We start from the raw sequence: 20,731 nt of genomic DNA, 5'->3' as shown, positions 1-20,731 counted from the left end.
GGCGTTTTTTATGGGCGCAAACAAAAGAGAGTCCGATTTGAATTACCAGATGATCACTACCAACGACGAGCTGGCTTCGCTGTGCGAGGTGACGCGTGATTTTCCCGCTATCGCCCTGGATACGGAATTTGTCCGCACCCGCACGTACTACCCGCAGCTGGGCCTGATCCAGATGTATGACGGCAAGCACGTGTCGTTGATTGACCCCCTTGGCATCACCGACTGGGCGCCGATGCGCGCGCTGTTGCTCGATACCGCCGTAACCAAATATCTGCACGCCGGCAGTGAAGATCTGGAAGTGTTCCTCAATACCTTTGGCATCATGCCGGAACCGCTGATTGATACCCAGATCCTCGCGGCGTTCAGCGGTCGTCCGCTCTCCTGGGGTTTCGCCGCGATGGTGGAAGAGTACACCGGCCTGACGCTGGATAAGAGCGAATCGCGCACGGACTGGCTCGCACGTCCGCTGACCGCGCGTCAGCTTGAATATGCCGCGGCGGACGTCTTCTACCTGCTGCCGATTGCCGGCCAGCTGATGAAAGAGGCAGAGGCGTCCGGCTGGCTGTCTGCCGCGCTGGACGAGTGTCGCATGACGCAGCAGCGTCGCCAGGAAGTGGTTGACCCGAAAGACGCCTGGCGTGATATCACCAACGCCTGGCAGCTGCGCACGCGTCAGCTGGCCTGCCTGCAACTGCTGGCGGACTGGCGCCTGCGTAAAGCGCGTGAGCGCGACCTGGCGGTTAACTTTGTGGTGCGCGAAGAGCACCTGTGGGCGGTAGCGCGCTATATGCCGGGCAGCCTTGGCGAGCTGGACAGCATTGGCCTTTCCGGGAGCGAGATCCGCTTCCACGGTAAAACGCTGCTGGCGCTGGTGGAAAAAGCCCAGCAGGTGCCGGACGACGCGCTGCCAGAGCCGCTGCTTAACCTGATGGATATGCCGGGCTACCGCAAGGCATTCAAAGATATCAAAGCGCTGGTGCAGACGGTGGCGAGCGAAAGCAAGCTGAGCGCGGAGCTGCTGGCTTCACGTCGTCAGATTAACCAGCTGCTGAACTGGCACTGGAAGTTGAAACCGCAAAATGGTTTACCGGAACTGGTCGCAGGATGGCGGGGGGAACTGATGGCAGAACGCCTGAACACCTTGCTGGAAGGGTATCCGCGCTAAAGAAGTGTAGCCCCGGTAAGCGCAGCGCCACCGGGGAAATTGCCGGGCGGCGCGATGCTTGCCCGGCCTACGATACGACGAACCGCAAACGGTTTAACGCGACTCTTCCGCTTCCGGAAGCGTCACGTTCAGCTCCAGAATCGAAATATCCCCGTCTTTTTGCTCCAGCTGAACGGTGACCATTTCCGGGTCAATCTGCACGTACTTGCAGATCACTTCCAGAATGTCTTTGCGCAGCTGCGGCAGGTAGTGCGGTTCGGCGTCGCTACGACGACGCTCCGCAACGATAATTTGCAGACGTTCTTTTGCGATGTTGGCGGTGCTTTTTTTCCGCGAGAGAAAAAAGTCCAGTAATGCCATAACTTATCCTCCGAACAGGCGTTTGAGGAAACCTTTCTTCTCTTCTTCAATGAAGCGGAAAGGACGTTCTTCTCCCAGCAGACGGTCAACGGTATCCGCATACGCTTTACCCGCGTCTGCCTGTGTATCCAGAATCACCGGCTCGCCCTGGTTAGAGGCGCGCAGTACGGACTGATCTTCCGGGATCACGCCAACCAGTTTGATGCGCAGGATCTCCAGCACGTCTTCCATGCTCAGCATGTCACCTTTATTTACGCGGCCCGGGTTGTAGCGGGTCAGCAGAAGGTGCTCTTTGATCGGCTCCTGGCCATTTTCCGCACGACGAGATTTCGACGCCAGAATGCCGAGAATACGGTCGGAGTCGCGTACTGACGAGACTTCCGGGTTGGTGGTGATGATGGCTTCATCCGCGAAGTAGAGCGCCATCAGCGCGCCGGTTTCGATACCGGCAGGGGAGTCGCAGACCACGAAGTCGAACTCCATCTTTTTCAGTTCGTCGAGCACCTTTTCCACGCCTTCACGGGTCAGCGCGTCTTTGTCACGGGTCTGGGACGCCGGGAGGATGTAGAGGTTCTCGGTGCGCTTGTCTTTAATCAGCGCCTGGTTAAGCGTGGCATCGCCCTGAATGACGTTGACGAAGTCATACACCACGCGACGCTCGCAGCCCATGATCAGGTCCAGGTTACGCAGACCGATATCAAAGTCGATTACGACGGTTTTCTTTCCCTTCTGGGCCAAACCAGTAGCGATGGCCGCGCTGGAGGTGGTCTTGCCAACGCCTCCTTTACCCGAAGTCACAACAATAATGCGTGCCATAGAAATTCCTTGTTAAAAGGGATCAATTTAACGGTTGAACGGTCAAAGCGTTGTCTGCCAGTTGCAGACGGGCCGCTTTGCCATAAAATTCGGCTGGGATTTTGTCGCTCAGCCAATATTCACCTGCGATAGACACCAGTTCTGCCGTCAGGTGAGTACAAAAAATTTGTGCTTCTCGATCGCCGCTGGCGCCCGCAAGCGCACGCCCTCGCATCATACCGTAAACGTGAATATTGCCATCCGCAATCAGTTCCGCGCCCGCGCTGACGTGGCTTGTAACAATCAGATCACAGTTTGGCGCATAAATGCGCTGACCGGAACGAACCGGCAGATCAATCAATCGCGTTTTTGTGACTGGGGTTACATTTTGCGCCGGAGGCGGGGGAGCGGGAACGGGTGCAGGCGCTGCACGTGGGGCCTTTTCTTTGCCTTCGTTCAGCAAAGGCAAACCTGCGCGGTCAATTTCGGCTTTCAGTTCAGCGTCTTTGCAGCCGCTAATACCCACGATGCGTAAGCCCGTAGAGGTGACGGCCTGCTGGAGTCGCTTCCAGTTAACCGGACCCTCAAGGTCGCTTACGTTGACGACGACAGGAGCATGCTTAAGAAAAGCGGGAGCCTGCGCGATTTTGTCTTCTAACGCCTGACGAATAACCTCGGGTTTTGCATCATGCAAATGAACCACTGATAAGGTGAAGCTACTGCCTTTAAGCTCGATGGGCGTATTTGACATCCTGGCCTTACTCAATTTGCTATTAACCGCAACACATCGCCGCGATATTCCGAAGAGTATCAGGCATGTTATAGTCAGGAGTATATTGAGGCAAGCAACCACCCGTTAATTCAGAGTAAAAACATGTTTTGTGTGATCTACAGAAGTACGAGCCGCGACCAGACCTACCTTTATGTCGAAAAGAAAGACGATTTTTCCCGCGTGCCTGAGGAATTAATGAAAAGTTTTGGCCGACCCCAGCTGGCGATGCTGCTGCCGCTGGACGGCCGCAAGAAGCTGGTGAACGCCGATCTGGAAAAAGTCAAAAAGGCGTTGACCGAACAAGGCTATTATTTACAGCTTCCGCCACCGCCGGAGAATTTATTAAAACAGCATCTTGAGATGAGCGGAAAGAAATAAGCCCGGGTCACGCCGGGAACAACCCATCAACCGATTAGGGGTCGAGCATGTATCAACATCATAACTGGCAAGGTGCATTACTGGATTATCCCGTCAGCAAAGTGGTCTGCGTAGGCAGCAACTATGCAAAACACATTCAGGAGATGGGGAGCGCCGTGCCGGAAGAGCCGGTTCTGTTTATTAAGCCAGAAACTGCACTGTGCGATATTCGCCAGCCGCTGGCTCTGCCGCAGGGACTGGGCTCGGTGCATCATGAAGTGGAGCTGGCGGTGCTGATCGGCGCCACGCTGCGTCGGGCCACCGAAGAGCACGTAGAGAAAGCGATTGCGGGTTACGGTGTTGCGCTTGACCTGACGCTACGCGACGTTCAGGGCAAAATGAAGAAAGCGGGGCAGCCGTGGGAAAAAGCCAAGGGTTTTGATAATTCATGCCCGATTTCCGGTTTCGTTCCGGTGAGTGAATTTACCGACGACCCGCAGAATACGCCGCTCAGCCTGAAGGTCAACGGCGAGATCCGCCAGCAGGGCTCGACCGCCGATATGATCCATAAGATCGTTCCGCTGATTGCCTACATGAGCCGCTTCTTCACCCTGAAACCCGGCGATGTGATCCTGACCGGCACCCCGGAAGGCGTGGGCCCGCTGCACGCTGGCGACGAGCTGGACGTCAGTTTTAACGGCCTGTCGCTAAAAACCCGCGTGCTGTAAAAGCACCTTGCCGCCTGAAAAGGGCGGCAAAACTTGCATCAACGTGCCAGACTCGTTATAAGGTGCGCTCTATTTTGACGTGTGGACATCCTGATGAACGATATTCCTTTCTGGCAAAGCAAAACGCTCGACGACATGACTGACGCGGAGTGGGAATCGTTGTGTGACGGCTGCGGACAGTGCTGCCTGCATAAGCTGATGGATGAAGATTCGGACGAAATCTATTTCACCAACGTAGCGTGCAAGCAGTTAAACATCAAAACCTGCCAGTGCCGCAACTACGAGCGCCGTTTCGAATATGAGCCGGACTGCATCAAGTTAACCCGTGAAAACCTGCCGACCTTTGAGTGGCTACCGCATACCTGTGCGTATCGCCTGCTGGCGGAAGGAAAGGATTTGCCTGCGTGGCATCCCCTGCTGACGGGGTCGAAAGCGGCGATGCACGGCGAACGCATTTCCGTGCGCCATATCGCGGTGAAAGAGTCAGAGGTGCGGGACTGGGAAGACCACATCATGAATCATCCCAACCGCTGATAATAAAAAACCCGCCGAGGCGGGTTTTTTATTATGCGCTGTTGTGGCGGGTGGCGCTGCGCTTACCCGACCTACAAAACCGTAGGCCCGCGCAAGCGAAGCGCCGCCGGGCACATTAACGCCCAAAAAGATCGCGTTTTTTCGGTCTGAACGGCTGGGCAATCAGCACCAGCAGCGCCACCACGAAGTAGGCGACAAAAATGCCCACCAGCCATTGCGGCATCTCCAGCGTCAGAAACTCCCACTGGCGTACGGAGCAGTCACCGGAGGCAACGAACACCTGCGGCAGCCACTTATCCAGCGGCAGCCAGCCCGGGAAGCGGGCCGCAAAATCGCAGGTCATAAACGGTGACGGGTGAAGCTGCATCTGGGTGTGCTCCCAGGAAAGCGCAATCCCTTTCCAGGCGCTGTACAGCCAGATGGCAATCGCCGCATAGCGTAACGGTGTTTTGGGTGCAATTGCACCGACCAGACCCGCGCCCATAATGCCGAACAGCGCACAACGCTCATAAATACACAGTACGCAAGGTTTCAGCCCCATCACATGCTGAAACCACAGCGCGACCATTTCCAGCGCAAAGGCGGTCAGGGCCATCAACAACCACGCTCCGCGACCGCGTGAGCACTGGTTCAAAAATCGCAACATAATCATTTCCCTGGAACATGCTTAGACAGCGCAGTGTAAACGAATTTTAATGCGCCGCAAGTATACCTGCTTGTAACAACCATTGCGTACAGGGAACGAGAGTAATTTTGATGCACAGCAAACCAACCAGGGTAAGCACCAGCGTATACGGCAGCGCCATCCAGACCATTCTTCCATAAGAAAGCCGTATGAGCGGCGCCAGCGCCGAGGTCAGCAGGAAGAGGAATGCCGCCTGACCGTTCGGGGTTGCCACCGAGGGCAGGTTGGTTCCGGTGTTGATCGCCACCGCCAGCAGCTCAAACTGTTCACTGCTGACGATCCCTTGCTCCATCGCGGCTTTGGCCTCATTAATGTATACCGTCCCGACGAAGACGTTATCGGAGATGGAAGACAACAGGCCGTTAAACAAATAGAACAGCGTAAGCTGAGAATCTGGCGTAGCCTGAAGCACAAAAGCGATAATGGGCGCGAACAGATGTTGGTCAATAATCACCGCCACGACGGCAAAAAACACCGCCAGCAGGGCGGTAAACGGCAGCGCTTCGGTAAAGGCTTTACCGATAGCATGTTCGTCCGTTACGCCGCTCAGGCTGGTTGCCAGAATAATCACCGACAGGCCAATGAGCCCCACTTCGGCAAGGTGCAAGGCCAGCGCAGCGATAAGCCACACGCCAATAAGACCCTGTGCAATCAGGCGCAGCGTCTCCTGACGCGTACGCTGTTTGCGGCTCTGCTCGTCAAACTTTTGCAGCTCATGGCGGACCTGATCGGGCAACGTCGCGCCATAGCCAAAGAGGTTAAATTTCTCGACTAGCACGCAGGTCGCTAATCCACAGACCAGCACGGGCACGCTGACCGGCGCCATGCGCAGGAAAAATTCGCCAAAATGCCACCCGGCGGCTTTAGCGATGATCAGGTTTTGCGGCTCCCCGACCATGGTCATCACGCCGCCCAGCGCCGTACCCACGCCCGCGTGCATCATCAGGCAGCGCAGAAACGCGCGGAACTGTTCCAGCACGTCGCGGTTGTGCGCCTCAACGTGGCTGTCGTCCTGCAAGTTATCGCCGGGACGAGACGAAGCCACCCGGTGGTAAATTCCGTAAAAACCGACGGCGACGCTGATCACTACCGCCACCACCGTCAGCGCGTCCAGGAAGGCTGAAAGGAAAGCCGCGGCGAGGCAAAACGCCAGCGAGAGAAGCGTTTTCGACGGAATGCTCAGCAGCAAGCGGGTAAAGATAAACAGCAGGAGCTGCTTCATAAAGTAGATCCCGGCCACCATGAAGATCAGCAGTAGCAGGACTTCAAGGTTCGACGCAATCTCGTTTTTAACATGCTCCGCGCTGGTCATTCCCGTGGCCACGGCCTCCAGTGCCAGCAGCCCGCCGGGCAATAGCGGATAGCACTTCAGCGCCATCGCCAGGGTAAAGATAAACTCGGCGACCAACAGCCATCCGGCAACAAAGGGATTCAGCAAGAAGATAACGGGATTAACGACCAGGAATACCAGTAAAGTGAGTTTGTACCAGTCAGGTGACTGACCTAAAAAGTTGCGCCACAGCGCGCGCCCAAACGAAATTTCCACGACAGACGTCCTTTCCCCGTCAAATAAGACAAGACATCAGTATACGCAAAAATGGCGTCGGTGAGGGCGTTAACGCCATTTTGTAAATTTCATAAAAATGAAACGGCGATCCCTCTTTTCTGTCTCGGCTGCGCTATCTGCCTCTGTCCGCCTCTGGTATGATGAGTGTAATTTGCTAAAGCTGTGTAATGGAAATCTCACTATGGTCATTAAGGCGCAGAGCCCGGCGGGTTTCGCGGAAGAGTACATCATTGAAAGCATCTGGAATAATCGTTTCCCTGCGGGATCAATTCTACCTGCTGAACGCGAACTCTCTGAACTGATTGGCGTCACCCGTACCACGCTGCGAGAAGTGCTCCAGCGTCTGGCGCGCGATGGCTGGTTGACGATACAGCATGGCAAACCCACTAAAGTGAACAACTTCTGGGAAACGTCCGGGCTGAATATTCTGGAAACGCTGGCGCGTCTCGACCACGAAAGCGTACCGCAGCTGATTGATAATCTGCTTTCGGTGCGCACCAACATCGCTACTATTTTCATCCGCACCGCGTTTCGTCAGCACCCTGAAGATGCGCTGAAGGTGCTCGCCACCGCCAATGAGGTGGAGGACCATGCGGATGCCTTTGCAACTCTGGACTACAACGTGTTCCGCGGTCTGGCGTTTGCCTCCGGCAATCCGGTTTACGGGCTGATCCTGAATGGGATGAAAGGGTTATATACGCGCATTGGTCGTCACTACTTTGCTAACCCTGAAGCCCGTAGCCTGGCGCTCGGCTTCTACCATAAGCTGAGCAAACTCTGCACCGAGGGGCTGCACGACCAGGTTTATGAAACGGTGCGTCGTTACGGTCACGACTCCGGTGAAATCTGGCACCGGATGCAGAAAACGCTGCCGGGCGATCTGGCGATTCAGGGCCGGTAAAAGAAAAAACCTCTCGAATGAGAGGTTTTTTTTCGCCCGGTGGCGCTTCGCTTACCGGGCCTACAAAAACCGTAGGCCGGGTAAGGCGTAGCCGCCACCCGGCAAAAACGCACTACAGCGTATTCATCCGCGCCGGACACCGGTCCAGCAGCTCCACGCTGCCGTCTTCGTTCTGCTGCTCCAGCAATACGTCAAACCCCCACAGGCGATGCACGTGCTTCAGCACTTCCTTACGCCCTTTATCCAGCGGCGCGCGGTTGTGCGGGATATAGCGCAGCGTCAGGGAGCGGTCGCCGCGCAGATCCACGTTCCACACCTGAATATTCGGTTCAAGGTTGCTCAGGTTGTACTGGGACGACAGACGCGAGCGGATCTCCCGATAGCCTTCCTCGTTATGGATCGCCGAGATCTCCAGGTAGTTATTGCGGTCATCATCCAGTACCGTGAAGAAGCGGAAATCACGCATGATCTTCGGCGACATGAACTGGCTGATAAAGCTCTCATCCTTAAAATCACGCATCGCGAAGTGCAGCGTTTCCAGCCAGTCGGAGCCCGCAATATCCGGGAACCAGTATTTGTCCTCTTCGGTGGGCGACTGGCAGATACGCTTGATATCCTGGAACATGGCAAAGCCGAGCGCGTACGGGTTAATGCCGCTGTACCACGGGCTGTTGTACGCCGGCTGGAACACCACGTTGGTGTGGCTGTGCAGAAACTCCATCATAAACCGTTCAGAGACTTTTCCCTCGTCATAGAGGTGGTTCAGAATGGTGTAGTGCCAGAAGGTCGCCCAGCCTTCGTTCATGACCTGGGTCTGCTTCTGCGGATAGAAATACTGGCTCACCTTGCGCACGATGCGCAGGATCTCACGCTGCCAAGGCTCCAGCAGCGGGGCGTTTTTCTCCATAAAGTAGAGCAGGTTTTCCTGCGGCTCGGAAGGATAGCGTCGCGCCTCGGCGACGGTTTTCTCCTCCTCACGTTTCGGCAGGGTACGCCACAGCATATTCACCTGGCTTTGCAGATACTCCTCGCGGCTCTTCTGCCGGGCTTTCTCTTCCTGCAAGGAGATTTTCTGCGGGCGCTTATAGCGGTCAACGCCGTAGTTCATCAGCGCGTGGCAGGAGTCCAGTAGCTTCTCCACTTCGTCCACGCCATAGCGTTCTTCGCAGTCGGTAATGTAGTTACGGGCGAAGATGAGGTAATCAACGATGGAGCTGGCGTCCGTCCAGCTGCGGAACAGATAGTTATTTTTGAAGAACGAGTTATGACCGTAGCAGGCGTGCGCCATCACCAGCGCCTGCATGGTAATGGTGTTCTCCTCCATCAGATAGGCGATACACGGGTTAGAGTTAATGACGATTTCATACGCCAGCCCCTGCTGCCCGTGCTTATACAGCCGCTCTGTCTCAATGAACTTTTTGCCAAACGACCAGTGGGGATAGTTAATCGGCATCCCGACGCTGGAGTAAGCGTCCATCATCTGTTCAGAGGTGATGACTTCAATCTGATGGGGGTAGGTATCCAGACGATAGAGTTTGGCAACCCGGTCGATCTCCGCCAGGTAGACATCCAGCAACTCGAAGGTCCAGTCGGGTCCATCGCTCAGACGGGTACTGTCCCTGGACATGGAATCTATTGTAGCCATTAGCGCGCCCTCGTTGTCGGTCGCTCTCTCTGACTGGAGAGCCTCCTTTCAAGCATAGATCACCCCATTCAAATACGCGGGGCGCAGAAATTTTTTCTTTGCGATTTCCCGTTTTCGATACGGCAAAAAAAGCGGCGTCCACAGAATTTTATACTGGTTAAAAATAACGCGCAGCAGGAGATCCCAAATAAGCGTTATCCCCTGATACAGCGGGATATGTGAGTTAAGTCACCATAAAAAAGTCATATGTTGAATAATATTTTCAACTAGGTTATCAATCTGTAATTAGATGATTGTTCTTTTGCTCATAATGGAGTGGCTATGCGTGTTGTCATACTGGGAAGTGGTGTCGTTGGCGTAACCAGCGCCTGGTATTTAAGTCAGGCAGGACATGAGGTTACCGTTATCGATCGCGAATCCGGTCCGGCTCTGGAAACCAGTGCGGCGAATGCGGGGCAAATTTCCCCGGGCTATGCTGCCCCGTGGGCGGCCCCCGGCGTGCCGCTGAAGGCGATTAAATGGATGTTCCAGCGACACGCGCCGCTGGCGATCAGCCTGGACGGTTCGCCCTTCCAGCTGAAGTGGATGTGGCAGATGCTGCGCAACTGTGACACCCGCCACTACATGGAAAACAAAGGGCGCATGGTTCGCCTGGCGGAATACAGCCGCGACTGCCTGAAGGCGCTGCGCGCCTCAACGGGCATTGAATATGAAGGGCGTCAGGGCGGTACGCTTCAGCTGTTCCGCACCGAGCAACAGTACGAAAACGCTACCCGCGATATCGCCGTGCTGGAAGATGCGGGCGTACCGTATCAGCTGCTGGAAGCCAGCCAGCTGGCGCAGGTGGAGCCGGCGCTTGCCGAGGTGGCGAACAAGCTCACGGGCGGCCTGCGTTTACCGAACGATGAAACCGGCGACTGCCAGCTGTTCACCCAGCGTCTGGCGCGCATGTGCGAGCAGGCGGGAGTGACGTTCCGCTTCAACACCTCTGTCGACAAGCTGCTGTCAGAAGGGGAGAAGATTTACGGCGTGAAGTGTGGGGAAGAGGTGATCAAAGCCGATGCCTACGTGATGGCGTTTGGCTCCTACTCTACCGCGATGCTGAAAGGCATTCTGGATATCCCGGTTTATCCGCTGAAAGGCTACTCTTTGACCATCCCGGTGAAAGAGGACAGCGGCGCGCCGGTCTCTACCATTCTTGATGAAACCTACAAAATCGCCATCACCCGCTTCGATAACCGGATCCGCGTCGGCGGCATGGCGGAGATCGTGGGCTTCAATACCGACTTGCTCAAACCGCGTCGTGAAACGCTGGAGATGGTCGTCGGGGATCTCTTCCCGCGCGGCGGTTTTATTGAGCAGGCGACGTTCTGGACGGGCCTGCGCCCGATGACCCCAGACGGCACGCCGATTGTTGGCCGTACGCCGTACAAAAATCTGTGGACCAACACCGGTCACGGCACGCTTGGCTGGACCATGGCCTGCGGGTCGGGCCAGCTGCTGAGCGACCTGATCTCCGGTCGCACCCCGGCTATACCGTTTGACGATTTGAGCGCCGCACGCTATCAATCAGGGTTTACCCCCTCGCGCCCCCAGCACCTGCACGGCGCGCATAATTAAGGAGTTGTCATGTCCCGTCCAATTCTGGCCCAGCTGGATTTGCAGGCGCTGAAGGATAACCTGCAAATTGTTCGCCGTGCTGCGCCGGGTTCTCGTGTCTGGTCGGTGGTGAAGGCTAACGCCTACGGTCATGGTATCGATCGTATCTGGAGTGCGCTCGGCGCCACCGACGGTTTTGCTTTGCTCAACCTCGAAGAGGCCATCCTGCTGCGCGAGCGCGGCTGGAAAGGGCCGATTCTGCTGCTGGAAGGGTTCTTCCATGCGGAAGACCTGCCGCTGCTGGACAAGTATCGTCTGACGACCAGCGTGCACAGTAACTGGCAGATCAAGGCCATTCAGGACGCGAAGCTGCATGCCCCGCTGGACATCTATCTCAAAGTGAACAGCGGCATGAACCGTCTGGGCTTCCAGCCCGAGCGGGTTCACACGGTCTGGCAGCAGCTGCGTGCGCTGAAAAACGTCGGTGAGATGACGCTGATGGCGCACTTCGCCGATGCGGAAAAGCCGGACGGCATTGCCGATGCCATGGTACGCATTGAGCAGGCGGCAGAAGGGCTGGACTGCCCGCGTTCGCTGTCGAACTCAGCGGCTACGCTCTGGCATCCTGAGGCGCACTACAGCTGGGTGCGTCCGGGGATCGTTCTGTACGGCGCGTCCCCTTCCGGCCAGTGGCAGGATATCGCCAACAGCGGCCTGAAGCCGGTGATGACCCTGCGCAGTGAAATCATTGGCGTGCAGACGCTGAAAGCGGGCGATACGGTGGGCTATGGCAGCCGCTTTCGGGCGTCGGGCGAACAGCGTATTGGTATTGTGGCGGGTGGTTATGCAGACGGTTATCCGCGCATCGCCCCGAGCGGCACGCCGGTTTGGGTCGATGGCGTACGCACGGGCACGGTAGGTACCGTTTCAATGGATATGCTGGCCATTGATTTAACGCCGTGTCCCCAGGCGGGTATCGGCTCGCCGGTTGAGCTGTGGGGCAACGAGGTCAAAATCGACGACGTGGCCGCTGCGGCGGGCACCGTTGGGTATGAACTGATGTGCGCGCTGGCGCCAAGAGTGCCTGTTGTGACGGTGTAACGTGTTCGTGTGCCGGGTGGCGCTAACGCTTACCCGGCCTACGTTCGCGGGTTTTGTAGGCCGGGTAAGGCGAAGCCGCCACCCGGCAAAAAACAGCTACTCCGCATCCTCCTCCATCGGCCTTACGCCGACTTTGCGCACCGCGTTATCTTCTTTTTCGGCCACCGTCCAGATCATCCCGGCAAACTCCACCTGGTCACCCACAACCGGCGCAGCGCCTAATAGTCGCTGAATGATCTCGCCAAGCGTTTGCTGGTTATCGCGATTCTCAAGGCCATCTTCCAGGCCGTAAATCAGCGCCACGTCCGCAAAGCGGGCGCTGGCTTCCAGAATAAAATCGCCAAAGAAACGCTGATCCAGCGCCACCGGGGGCGACTGGCTGAACAGCTTGCCGAGGGCAGGCAGGTCGCGCTCGCGGCCAATCACGCAGAGGATATCGTTCTCACGCAGCCGCGTACTGCCGGTTGGGTGAAGCAGGGCGTTGTCCCGGAACAGGGCGGCAATGCGCGTTTCAGCCGGCATGTGCAGATCGCGCAGTGAAGCGCCCACGCACCACTTATCGGCGCTCAGCTGATAGACAAACTGTTCCCACGGATTCTCAGGGTGAAGATCCAGCCCTACGCGGGAGACTGGCCAGCCGACGGGCGGCACCACCACTTTGGCCTTTTTCGCCGCCCAGCCCAGGGACGTCCCCTGAAACAGCAGCGACACCAGCACCACGAAAAAGGCGACGTTGAAGAAGAGGCGGGCGTTGTCCAGTCCGGCCATCATCGGGAATACCGCCAGAATAATTGGCACCGCGCCGCGCAGCCCCACCCAGCTGATAAATACGCGCTCGCGCAGGTTAAACCCGCGGAACGGCAGCAGGCCGGCAAACACCGACAGCGGACGGGCGATGAAGATCATCCAGGCCGATAAAAGCAGCGCCGGTACGACGATGGGCAGCAGGTCTGAAGGCGTCACCAGCAGGCCCAGCACCAGGAACATCGCGATCTGCGCCAGCCAGGCCAGCCCGTCGAAGTTTTGCAGAATCGCATAACGGTTACGAATCGGTCGGTTGCCCAGCAGGAACCCGCAGAGGTAAACCGCCAGAATACCGCTGCCGTCCAGCGCGGTGGTGACGGCAAAAATCAGAATGCCGCCGCTCAGGGCCAGCAGCGGGTAAAGGCCGGAGGGGAGCGTAATACGGTTGATCGTATGCTGTAAGAGATAACCGCCGCCAAGACCAATGATAATGCCGAGGCCAAACTGCTGGAGGATGTGCCAGGCAAACATCCAGCTCAGGCCGGTTTCGTGCTGCTGGATCATCTCAATCAGGGTGATGGTCAGGAACACCGCCATCGGATCGTTACTGCCGGATTCAATCTCAAGCGTTGAGCCAACGCGTTCGTTCAGCCCTTTGCCGCCGAGCAGGGAGAAAACCGCTGCCGCATCGGTCGAGCCGACGATCGCCCCAATCAGCAGGCCTTCCATCATGTCGAGGTTAAACAGCCAGGCCGCCATCATGCCGGTCAGCCCCGAGGTGATCAGCACCCCGACGGTCGCCAGAGACAGCGCCGGGCCTAAGGCCACGCGAAACGAACTTGCCTGGGTGCGCATGCCGCCGTCCAGCAGGATCACCGCCAGCGCGAGGTTACTCACCATATAGGCGAAAGGGTAGTTATCGAAGGGGATACCGCCGATCCCGTCGACTCCCGCCAGCATGCCGATAGCCAGGAAAATGACAAGAATAGGTATGCCAAGGCGCGATGAAAATGAACTTAATAAAATGCTGAAGGTTACCAGGATGGAACCGAGAATGAAAAGGCTGATTATCGCTGTGGCACCCAATGTCGTCTTACTCCCACCTCAATGTGAACGCTGTTATTAAAACCCTAACATATTAACAACGGTAACAGCGTTTTATTGAGGGGGAATAACGGCTTTTTTATGCCTTTAAGACCGGATGACCGCTGATTATTAACCGACTGCCTGAATGATCGTGTGTCAGGCGCGCCCGGGCGCCCAGCGGCAGCGTGACGGTTTGCTGCTCATGGCCGAAGTCCAGCCCGGCAATCACCGGAACGTCCAGCCGGGAACGAATGAAATCAATCATTGTCTCGAGGGAATAGCCCGCATCGTAATCGTTGGGGGCCGATCCGCTAAAACTGCCCAGCACAATGGCCGACTGCCGATCCAGGATCCCGGCGTGATACAGCTGCAACAGCATGCGTTCGACGCGGAACGGGTGTTCGTTGATATCTTCCAGCACCAGTATGCCGTCCTCAATCTGCGGCAGCCACGGTGTGCCAATTAGCGACACCAGCATCGCGAGGTTTCCGCCCCATAGCTGTCCTTCACATTCCCAGTGCGGTCCGTTGCCTTGCCACTCAACGGTAAAAGTCGGGTTTTGCAGGGCGCGCCAGAAATGTTCCTCGGTAAAAGCATCCAGCTCCGGCGCGCCAAAGTTACCGGCCAGCATCGGGCCGCTAAAGGTAATGACGTTATGCAGTGCCAGCAGGCCGAGCTGGATCGCCGTGAAATCGCTGTGGCCGCAGATCAGCAGCGGATCCTGCTGCTGGCGTGCTGCCAGCCCGGCCCAGTCGATACTCTCCAGCAGCCGGCTCGCACCATATCCGCCGCGCACGGCCAGCACAACGTTGTTTTCGCCTTCCAGCGTCGCCAGGCTGTTGATATCGCTCAGTCTCTGAGCTTCCGTACCGGCAAAACGCTGCATGCGGCGGGGGATAATTGTCTGATTTTCTACCTGATGGCCCTTTTCCAGCAGGCGCTGAACGCCCCGCTGTGCCGCTTCCTGGTTGATGCAGTAGCCCGACGGTGCGATGAGATGAAACTGAGGCATGGCAATTCCTTGCTGAATGAGAAACTAATTGTCTATATCATGCCGCTTAAACGCCGCCTGCTTCAAGGGGCGACGTACCGCGATGACCGGCTATAAGGATAGATGACGTGAAATTGAGATGGTTTGCTTTTTTGATTGTGTTGCTCGCTGGCTGTAGTTCAAAACATGATTATCAAAATCCCCCCTGGAACCCTGACGTGCCGGTGAAGCGGGCCATGCAGTGGATGCCGATCAGCGAACAAGCCGGGAAGGCCTGGGGCGTGAGCCCGCGTCTGATCACGGCAATTATTGCGGTGGAATCCGGCGGCAACCCAACGCTGGTGAGTAAATCGAATGCGGTGGGGCTGATGCAGCTAAAAGCCTCGACGGCGGGAAGGGAGGTCTATCGCTATATGGGCTGGAAGGGACAACCCTCCACCAGCGAGCTGAAAAACCCGGAACGTAATATCTCTATGGGAACCGCCTACCTGAGCATTCTTGAGCACGGCATTCTGAAGGGAATTGAGGATCCGGAGGTGATGCAATACGCGCTGGTGGTGTCGTACGTTAACGGGGCCGGCGCGCTGCTGAGAACCTTCTCCTCCGATCGCAAAGAGGCGATAGAAGAGATTAACGATATGGATAAAGATGAATTCTTCGAACACGTTGTGAAGAACCATCCGTCAGCACAGGCGCCGCGCTATATCTGGAAAGTACAGAAAGCGATGGACGCTATGTAATCCCTTTGTCGGGCGGCGGCACGCTGCCCGACGCCTTTCAGAGCACTTTATTCGCGCGTTCACGCGCTTCACGCTCCAGTGAAAAGATGATGCGCTGGAGTTCGCGCTCGGCGCCTGGCCCAACATTCAGGAAGCGAAAGCTCAGGCGTGGCGTCGTAATGGTCTCGTTTTTGCCGTCCACCACCTTGCGCTCGCTGATGGCAATCAGCTGAGCATCAAACCAGAAGCGTCCCCATCCGCCCATATCCAGCTCGATCTGGCTAAAACGCATACCTTCCACCAGCCCTTCCGGCTTCGGCGTATCCATTAACGCGCCCATGCCGCCCAGCGATAAATCGAACAGGCGAAAGCGGATCTCTTTTTTGTCCGGCATTTTTGCCTTACAGAAGTAGGCCGGGTGAAGCGGGGCGCTGATGCGAAAAAACTCGCGGCGCTGCACGAACCAGAGATTTTCAGGCAACGGCGCGATAAACGCTGGCAAACCCTGGTAGGCGATCGCGGTGAGGCGAGGCAGCACAAACTCGACTTTTGCTCCGTGCGTTTCGGCCATTACCGAAAGATTTTCTGCCTGTAGCGCGGCACGGTTTTCATCGCTCTGGCTACCCAGATCCACAATCAGGTGCTCTGCCGTCACGTCCAGGATCTTGCTGATAAACTGACGGGTTGTCCAGTTGATGCGCAGCGGCACCTCACCTTTTTTCAGGTCGCGTAACACCCCTAATACAGCCAGCGGATTTTGTTTCAGGAACTGCTCACTGTAGCTACTCACGCCAGATGGCTCCTCGATAGATGACAGACTGTCTCTGGGTTATCGGCACGCTCGCATGAAACTTAAGACAAACGATCTGTTTTCTCCGCGCATATTGCTTTGCTAATGGAAATGATAATAATTGGCGTTCCCAATATCATCTAATAACAAGACGACACTATGCATACTTCACGTTTGGCGTTATGCGCGTTGGCAGGCGCCGTTACGCTGGCATTGCAGACACAGGCTTTCGCAGAAGAATCCACCATCGTGGTGACAGGAACAGAGCAGGGCGATGCGCTTCCCGGCTGGACCAACAGCGCCACGAAATCAGCCGTAGCGGAAAGTAAAACGCCGCAGGTGATCAACACCATCGCCGCTAAAGAGATCGAGCAGCGGCACGCCGGTTCGTTAAACGAGATCCTGCGCTATGCGCCGGGTGTTTCCACGGAGGTGCGCGGCAGCACTTCTTATATGAGCGAATATAAAATTCGCGGGTTCAACGTTGAGCAGGAGTTCTACAACGGCCTGCAACTTCCTTATAACGTCACGGGTAACACCAAAGCGCGAATCGATCCGCTGTTGATTGAGAGCGTCGATATCCTGAAAGGGCCATCATCCGTGCTTTATGGCGGCGGCTCCCCGGGCGGGCTGGTCAATATCCAGAGTAAAAAGCCGCAGAAAGAGCCGAAAACGGAGCTGGGCTTTAATACCGGCAACCGCAATCTGAAAGAGGGGTATCTGGACTCCACGGGGCAGATCGCGACCAGCGACTGGCACTATCGCCTGCTGGGCAAAGCGACGGAAAGTGACGAACAGGCGCATACCACGCGCTATGAAAACTATCTGGTTGCCCCCTCCGTGACCTGGCAGCCTGACAGCAAAACGCGCCTGACCATTGACGCGCTGGCGCAAAATACGCCGAGCCTGACGCCGTCTGACCCGATGCCCCTGAGCTATCTGCGTTCGAAATACGCCGATCGTCGTGATTACGCCGGCGACGAGTGGAGCGGCTTTAAGCAACGCCAGTGGATGCTGGGCTACAGCTTTGAACATGAGTTTGACAGCGGCTGGGGCTTTAACCAGAAAGCGCGCTATTTTGATGTGGACACCCACCAGCGCAGCGTCTATTCCACCGGGACGGGCAGTGAGGTCTACCAGCTTAACCGCTTCGCCTACACCACGGATGAAGATTTGCAGAGCTTCAACATTGATAACCAGGTCACCCGCACCGTTGCGCTGGGAGACTGGAAGCATCATCTGCTGGCGGGCTTTGACTATCAGAGGCTGAACTCTCACTTCCACTATCGTTACGCCTCGTCCACGCCGGGTATTGATATGCGCAAACCGGATCGCGGGCAGATCGAAAGCAATGCGCTGGGGCTTTATACTGCGCAGAAAAACCGGCTGAGCTATCAGCAGAACGGCTATTACGTGCAGGATCAGGTGGAGTTCGGCGGGCTGAACCTGCTGGCCAGCCTGCGCTATGACGACTACCGTTCGGTCACCACCAACTATCTGCAAAACGGTGACAAAGCCTGGGTATCGCAGGATCGCCTCACCAAACGGCTGGGCGCGCTTTATGCCTTCGATAACGGGCTCTCGCCGTTTATCAGCTACTCGGAAGGGTTCGCCCCGGTATCGCCGCAGGGTACGCTGACCGCGAAAGACGTTAAGCCCACCACCAGCAATCAGGTGGAGGGTGGGGTGAAATACCTGCTGGCGGAATACGCAACCACCTTCACCGCCTCGGTGTTTAACATTCGTCAGAAAAATGTGGTGACCAGCGATCCGGGCTTCCTCAACTACCGCCAGACCGGGGAAGTGGAATCTAAGGGCGCGGAGATTTCAGCCATCAGTCGTCCAACGGAGAACCTGACGCTGATTGCCAACTACGCCTACACCCACGCCATTAACACCGAAGATGACAAATATCAGGGCAAACGGCCAACGCAGGTCCCCGAGAACGCCTTTAACCTTTGGGGGGATTACACCTTTGACAGCACGCCGCTGAGAGGGGTAACGCTGGGGGCCGGCGCGCGCTACACCGGGCCGATGGAAATCTCGCCGGGCAACGACGCAGGCAAGCTGGGCGGGACTACGCAGTACGATCTGGCGGCTTCTTACCGCATGGGCGAACTGGCGCCAGCGCTGGAGGGACTCACGCTGAAGGCGAGCGCGCAGAACGTCACGAACAAAGAAACGCTCACCTGCTATGACGCGACCAACTGCTGGATAGGCCGCGACCGGACGTTCCAGGTCGGGGCAAGCTACAGCTTCTGAAAAAAGCCCGGTAACGCTACCGGGCTACTTTATTACACGGACCTAACTCTCGCCCCTTTGGGGAGAGGGTTAGGGTGAGGGGCGCTACTGCACCGCCTGTTTTGCAGGCGCGACATCATCGTTCGCCGCAGGTTGATGCTCCGGTACGCTGTCGCACGGCTTCTCTTTCGGGCAGACCATGTCCAGCATCCTGAGCGTCACGCCGTTACTCCAGCCGAAACCGTCCTGCAACGGATACTCGCCGCCACCACCGCCGGTACCGGTCGAAGAGACGTCATACTTCTCAACCAGCTTTTTCTCGCGATCGTAGGTATGCTGAACGTTTTTCAGGAAACGCCAGGTTACGTCCATCGCCACCTTTTGCTGACCGTAGTTTTGTAACCCTTCCACCGCTACCCACTGCAACGGCGCCCAGCCGTTCGGCGCATCCCACTGCTGCCCGCTGTTGATGGTGGTGGTAGAGATACCGCCCGGTTTCAACAGGCGCGACGACGCGGCTGCGGCCACCTTATCGGCGCGCTCCTGTGACGCGGCCTTCACGTAAAGCGGGAAGAGGGCCGCAGCCGTAAGCTGATTACGGACTTTCTTCGTTTTCAGATCGTAATCCGCGTACCAGCCCTCTTTATCGTTCCACAGGTGGCTTTCCATGGCTTTCTGGCGCGCGGAGGCCAGCGCGTCGTATTTGCTTGCGCTGGCGCTATCGCCGTCTTCCTGGCTGGCGCGGGCCAGCAGTTTCTCCATCTTAAACATCAGCGCATTCAGATCCACCGGCACGATGCTGGTGGTGCGGATGGTATCCAGCTTCTGCGGGTCGTCCATCCAGCGGGAGCTGAAATCCCAGCCCGAGGCGGCGGCAGAGCGCAGATCGCGGTAAATCTCCGTGGCCGGACGGTTAGGGTTGTTTTTGGCGGTCGTCACGTCATCCAGCCAGGATTCAGGTCGCGGCGTGTCCTTATCGTCCCAGTAGCGGTTGAGAAGGGCGCCGTCATCCAGCTTCACCACGCGTTTGTTCGCCTGGCCGGGCTGAAGTCCCTCTGCCCCCTCCATCCAGTAGGCATACTCTTTCTCCATCTGCGGACGGTATTTCTTTAACGCGTCGCTGTCATGCGTGGCGAGCAGTTCCACCATCAGCGAGAAGAACGGCGGCTGAGAGCGGCTCAGGTAGTAGCTGCGGTTGCCGTTAGGGATATGGCCCCAGGTATCAAGCTCGTAAGCGAAGTTGTCCACCATGTCGCTGATTTTGTCCCAGTGCCCGCTCTCGGCCAGCCCCAGCATGGTGAAATAGCTGTCCCAGTAATAGACTTCGCGGAAGCGTCCTCCCGGCACGACATAGGGTTTTGGCAGGGGCAGGAGGGAGTCCCATTTGTTCGCTTTGTCTGTGGTGCGGGTCAGTACAGGCCACAGACCGTCGATGTGTTCGCGCAGGCTTTGACCTTCCGGAGGAACGTATTTCTCACCTTCCTTCGGCAGGATAAAGTTCATCTCCACGAAGTGGCGCAGGTCAAAACCGGACTGGGTATGCTGCATCCGGTAATCCGCCAGGATCATCAGCGGGTCGCTTTTGGGAACGGCATCCGCGAAGGTTTTCTGATCCGGGAACAGTTTGGCGCTCTGTACGTCATTAAAGAGAGGGCCAAGGAGAATATCCGGTGAGCGTTGCTGGCTCGTTGGCTGGTCTTCAGCATAACCAAATGCGGTAACACCGAGTAGTGCGCCTGCCAGCGCAAGGGGCAAAAAAGCGGGGCGTCGTGCGCGAGGTCTTATCATCGGTTCGTCTCCTGTCTTCACTGAGCAGCGTGACCGCTGTTGTCAATTACCTGAAAACCTTAGACGAATATCGTTAACTTAGCGTGTTGAATATCCCATTTTTCGCATAACCAGACAATTCGGGCGCGCTTTCACCGCACCGGGATCAGATCGATTCCTGAGG

Annotated in this window: 19 protein-coding genes; 9 read left to right on the top strand and 10 right to left on the bottom strand. The window is 56.8% G+C overall.

Going from position 1 to position 20,731, the window contains the following annotated elements; genetic code table 11:
- Nucleotides 1-49 precede the first annotated feature (49 nt).
- Entirely contained in the window at nucleotides 50-1,165 is a 1,116-nt protein-coding gene (gene rnd / locus INF58_RS12350; protein ID WP_146748973.1) for a ribonuclease D, read from the top strand.
- Between the two features lie 93 nt (nucleotides 1,166-1,258).
- On the opposite strand, the gene minE is transcribed toward rnd, so the two are convergent.
- The 3 genes from minE to minC are packed head-to-tail and all read right to left on the bottom strand — an operon-like array spanning nucleotide 1,259 to nucleotide 3,071.
- Nucleotides 1,259-1,525 (bottom strand): cell division topological specificity factor MinE, encoded by a 267-nt coding sequence (gene minE / locus INF58_RS12345; protein WP_003859937.1) that lies wholly within the window; start codon nucleotides 1,523-1,525, stop codon nucleotides 1,259-1,261.
- A gap of 3 nt (nucleotides 1,526-1,528) precedes the next feature.
- Entirely contained in the window at nucleotides 1,529-2,341 is an 813-nt protein-coding gene (gene minD / locus INF58_RS12340; RefSeq protein ID WP_063449608.1) for a septum site-determining protein MinD, read from the bottom strand.
- Between the two features lie 22 nt (nucleotides 2,342-2,363).
- A complete protein-coding gene (minC, locus tag INF58_RS12335) occupies nucleotides 2,364-3,071 on the bottom strand; it encodes a septum site-determining protein MinC (protein WP_063868495.1) in 708 nt (235 codons plus the stop codon).
- 123 nt (nucleotides 3,072-3,194) lie between these two features.
- Here minC and INF58_RS12330 point away from each other — a divergent pair, with 123 nt between their 5' ends.
- The 3 genes from INF58_RS12330 (at nucleotide 3,195) to INF58_RS12320 (ending at nucleotide 4,711) form a co-directional block, all read left to right on the top strand.
- Nucleotides 3,195-3,470 (top strand): YcgL domain-containing protein, encoded by a 276-nt coding sequence (locus INF58_RS12330; RefSeq protein WP_063449606.1) that lies wholly within the window; start codon nucleotides 3,195-3,197, stop codon nucleotides 3,468-3,470.
- Nucleotides 3,471-3,517: 47 nt separating this feature from the next.
- On the top strand, nucleotides 3,518-4,177 hold the full coding sequence (locus tag INF58_RS12325; RefSeq protein WP_193527779.1) for a fumarylacetoacetate hydrolase family protein: 660 nt from the start codon (nucleotides 3,518-3,520) through the stop codon (nucleotides 4,175-4,177).
- Between the two features lie 93 nt (nucleotides 4,178-4,270).
- The gene (locus INF58_RS12320) at nucleotides 4,271-4,711 is read left to right on the top strand and encodes a YcgN family cysteine cluster protein (RefSeq protein WP_063449604.1); all 441 of its coding nucleotides are present in this window, start codon (nucleotides 4,271-4,273) and stop codon (nucleotides 4,709-4,711) included.
- A 115-nt stretch (nucleotides 4,712-4,826) separates the two neighbouring features.
- On the opposite strand, the gene dsbB is transcribed toward INF58_RS12320, so the two are convergent.
- A complete protein-coding gene (gene dsbB / locus INF58_RS12315) occupies nucleotides 4,827-5,357 on the bottom strand; it encodes a disulfide bond formation protein DsbB (protein ID WP_063868496.1) in 531 nt (176 codons plus the stop codon).
- 46 nt (nucleotides 5,358-5,403) lie between these two features.
- Nucleotides 5,404-6,942 (bottom strand): Na(+)/H(+) antiporter NhaB, encoded by a 1,539-nt coding sequence (gene nhaB / locus INF58_RS12310; RefSeq protein ID WP_063868497.1) that lies wholly within the window; start codon nucleotides 6,940-6,942, stop codon nucleotides 5,404-5,406.
- Between the two features lie 202 nt (nucleotides 6,943-7,144).
- On the opposite strand from nhaB, the gene fadR reads away from it, so the two are divergent.
- Nucleotides 7,145-7,864 (top strand): fatty acid metabolism transcriptional regulator FadR, encoded by a 720-nt coding sequence (gene fadR / locus INF58_RS12305; protein ID WP_003859951.1) that lies wholly within the window; start codon nucleotides 7,145-7,147, stop codon nucleotides 7,862-7,864.
- 112 nt (nucleotides 7,865-7,976) lie between these two features.
- Here fadR and INF58_RS12300 read toward each other — a convergent pair whose 3' ends face one another.
- Nucleotides 7,977-9,509 (bottom strand): SpoVR family protein, encoded by a 1,533-nt coding sequence (locus INF58_RS12300; protein ID WP_063449601.1) that lies wholly within the window; start codon nucleotides 9,507-9,509, stop codon nucleotides 7,977-7,979.
- A 321-nt stretch (nucleotides 9,510-9,830) separates the two neighbouring features.
- On the opposite strand from INF58_RS12300, the gene INF58_RS12295 reads away from it, so the two are divergent.
- The gene (locus tag INF58_RS12295; protein ID WP_193527778.1) at nucleotides 9,831-11,129 is read left to right on the top strand and encodes a D-amino acid dehydrogenase; all 1,299 of its coding nucleotides are present in this window, start codon (nucleotides 9,831-9,833) and stop codon (nucleotides 11,127-11,129) included.
- 9 nt (nucleotides 11,130-11,138) lie between these two features.
- Nucleotides 11,139-12,209, top strand: a complete 1,071-nt coding sequence (gene dadX, locus INF58_RS12290) for a catabolic alanine racemase DadX (RefSeq protein WP_063449599.1) — start codon at nucleotides 11,139-11,141, stop codon at nucleotides 12,207-12,209.
- Nucleotides 12,210-12,305: 96 nt separating this feature from the next.
- Here the strand turns inward: dadX and INF58_RS12285 are convergent, their stop codons facing one another.
- Nucleotides 12,306-14,039, bottom strand: coding sequence for a potassium/proton antiporter (locus tag INF58_RS12285; RefSeq protein WP_131636912.1), 1,734 nt, complete (start codon nucleotides 14,037-14,039; stop codon nucleotides 12,306-12,308).
- A 97-nt stretch (nucleotides 14,040-14,136) separates the two neighbouring features.
- A complete protein-coding gene (gene ldcA / locus INF58_RS12280) occupies nucleotides 14,137-15,051 on the bottom strand; it encodes a muramoyltetrapeptide carboxypeptidase (protein WP_193527777.1) in 915 nt (304 codons plus the stop codon).
- A 107-nt stretch (nucleotides 15,052-15,158) separates the two neighbouring features.
- Here ldcA and emtA point away from each other — a divergent pair, with 107 nt between their 5' ends.
- The gene (emtA, locus tag INF58_RS12275; protein ID WP_063449596.1) at nucleotides 15,159-15,770 is read left to right on the top strand and encodes a membrane-bound lytic murein transglycosylase EmtA; all 612 of its coding nucleotides are present in this window, start codon (nucleotides 15,159-15,161) and stop codon (nucleotides 15,768-15,770) included.
- A gap of 37 nt (nucleotides 15,771-15,807) precedes the next feature.
- Here the strand turns inward: emtA and INF58_RS12270 are convergent, their stop codons facing one another.
- Nucleotides 15,808-16,539, bottom strand: a complete 732-nt coding sequence (locus tag INF58_RS12270) for a flagellar brake protein (RefSeq protein WP_063868503.1) — start codon at nucleotides 16,537-16,539, stop codon at nucleotides 15,808-15,810.
- A 159-nt stretch (nucleotides 16,540-16,698) separates the two neighbouring features.
- Between INF58_RS12270 and INF58_RS12265 the strand changes: the two genes are divergently transcribed.
- Nucleotides 16,699-18,801 (top strand): TonB-dependent siderophore receptor, encoded by a 2,103-nt coding sequence (locus INF58_RS12265; protein ID WP_193527776.1) that lies wholly within the window; start codon nucleotides 16,699-16,701, stop codon nucleotides 18,799-18,801.
- A gap of 84 nt (nucleotides 18,802-18,885) precedes the next feature.
- On the opposite strand, the gene INF58_RS12260 is transcribed toward INF58_RS12265, so the two are convergent.
- Nucleotides 18,886-20,568, bottom strand: a complete 1,683-nt coding sequence (locus tag INF58_RS12260) for an alpha,alpha-trehalase (RefSeq protein ID WP_193527775.1) — start codon at nucleotides 20,566-20,568, stop codon at nucleotides 18,886-18,888.
- Nucleotides 20,569-20,731 lie beyond the last annotated feature (163 nt).

The sequence above is a fragment of the Enterobacter cloacae complex sp. P24RS genome (genome assembly GCF_014982165.1).
GTDB lineage: Bacteria > Pseudomonadota > Gammaproteobacteria > Enterobacterales > Enterobacteriaceae > Enterobacter > Enterobacter quasihormaechei.
The sequence above is the reverse complement of the archived record's forward strand: the minus strand, read 5'-3'. Positions and strand labels throughout refer to the sequence as shown.

Coding starts and splice junctions, on each gene's coding strand:
- rnd (WP_146748973.1), top strand. CDS start 50: ATGATCACTACCAACGACGAGCTGGCTTCGCTGTGCGAGGTGACGCGT.
- minE (WP_003859937.1), bottom strand. CDS start 1,525: ATGGCATTACTGGACTTTTTTCTCTCGCGGAAAAAAAGCACCGCCAAC.
- minD (WP_063449608.1), bottom strand. CDS start 2,341: ATGGCACGCATTATTGTTGTGACTTCGGGTAAAGGAGGCGTTGGCAAG.
- minC (WP_063868495.1), bottom strand. CDS start 3,071: ATGTCAAATACGCCCATCGAGCTTAAAGGCAGTAGCTTCACCTTATCA.
- INF58_RS12330 (WP_063449606.1), top strand. CDS start 3,195: ATGTTTTGTGTGATCTACAGAAGTACGAGCCGCGACCAGACCTACCTT.
- INF58_RS12325 (WP_193527779.1), top strand. CDS start 3,518: ATGTATCAACATCATAACTGGCAAGGTGCATTACTGGATTATCCCGTC.
- INF58_RS12320 (WP_063449604.1), top strand. CDS start 4,271: ATGAACGATATTCCTTTCTGGCAAAGCAAAACGCTCGACGACATGACT.
- dsbB (WP_063868496.1), bottom strand. CDS start 5,357: ATGTTGCGATTTTTGAACCAGTGCTCACGCGGTCGCGGAGCGTGGTTG.
- fadR (WP_003859951.1), top strand. CDS start 7,145: ATGGTCATTAAGGCGCAGAGCCCGGCGGGTTTCGCGGAAGAGTACATC.
- INF58_RS12300 (WP_063449601.1), bottom strand. CDS start 9,509: ATGGCTACAATAGATTCCATGTCCAGGGACAGTACCCGTCTGAGCGAT.
- INF58_RS12295 (WP_193527778.1), top strand. CDS start 9,831: ATGCGTGTTGTCATACTGGGAAGTGGTGTCGTTGGCGTAACCAGCGCC.
- dadX (WP_063449599.1), top strand. CDS start 11,139: ATGTCCCGTCCAATTCTGGCCCAGCTGGATTTGCAGGCGCTGAAGGAT.
- ldcA (WP_193527777.1), bottom strand. CDS start 15,051: ATGCCTCAGTTTCATCTCATCGCACCGTCGGGCTACTGCATCAACCAG.
- INF58_RS12265 (WP_193527776.1), top strand. CDS start 16,699: ATGCATACTTCACGTTTGGCGTTATGCGCGTTGGCAGGCGCCGTTACG.
- INF58_RS12260 (WP_193527775.1), bottom strand. CDS start 20,568: ATGATAAGACCTCGCGCACGACGCCCCGCTTTTTTGCCCCTTGCGCTG.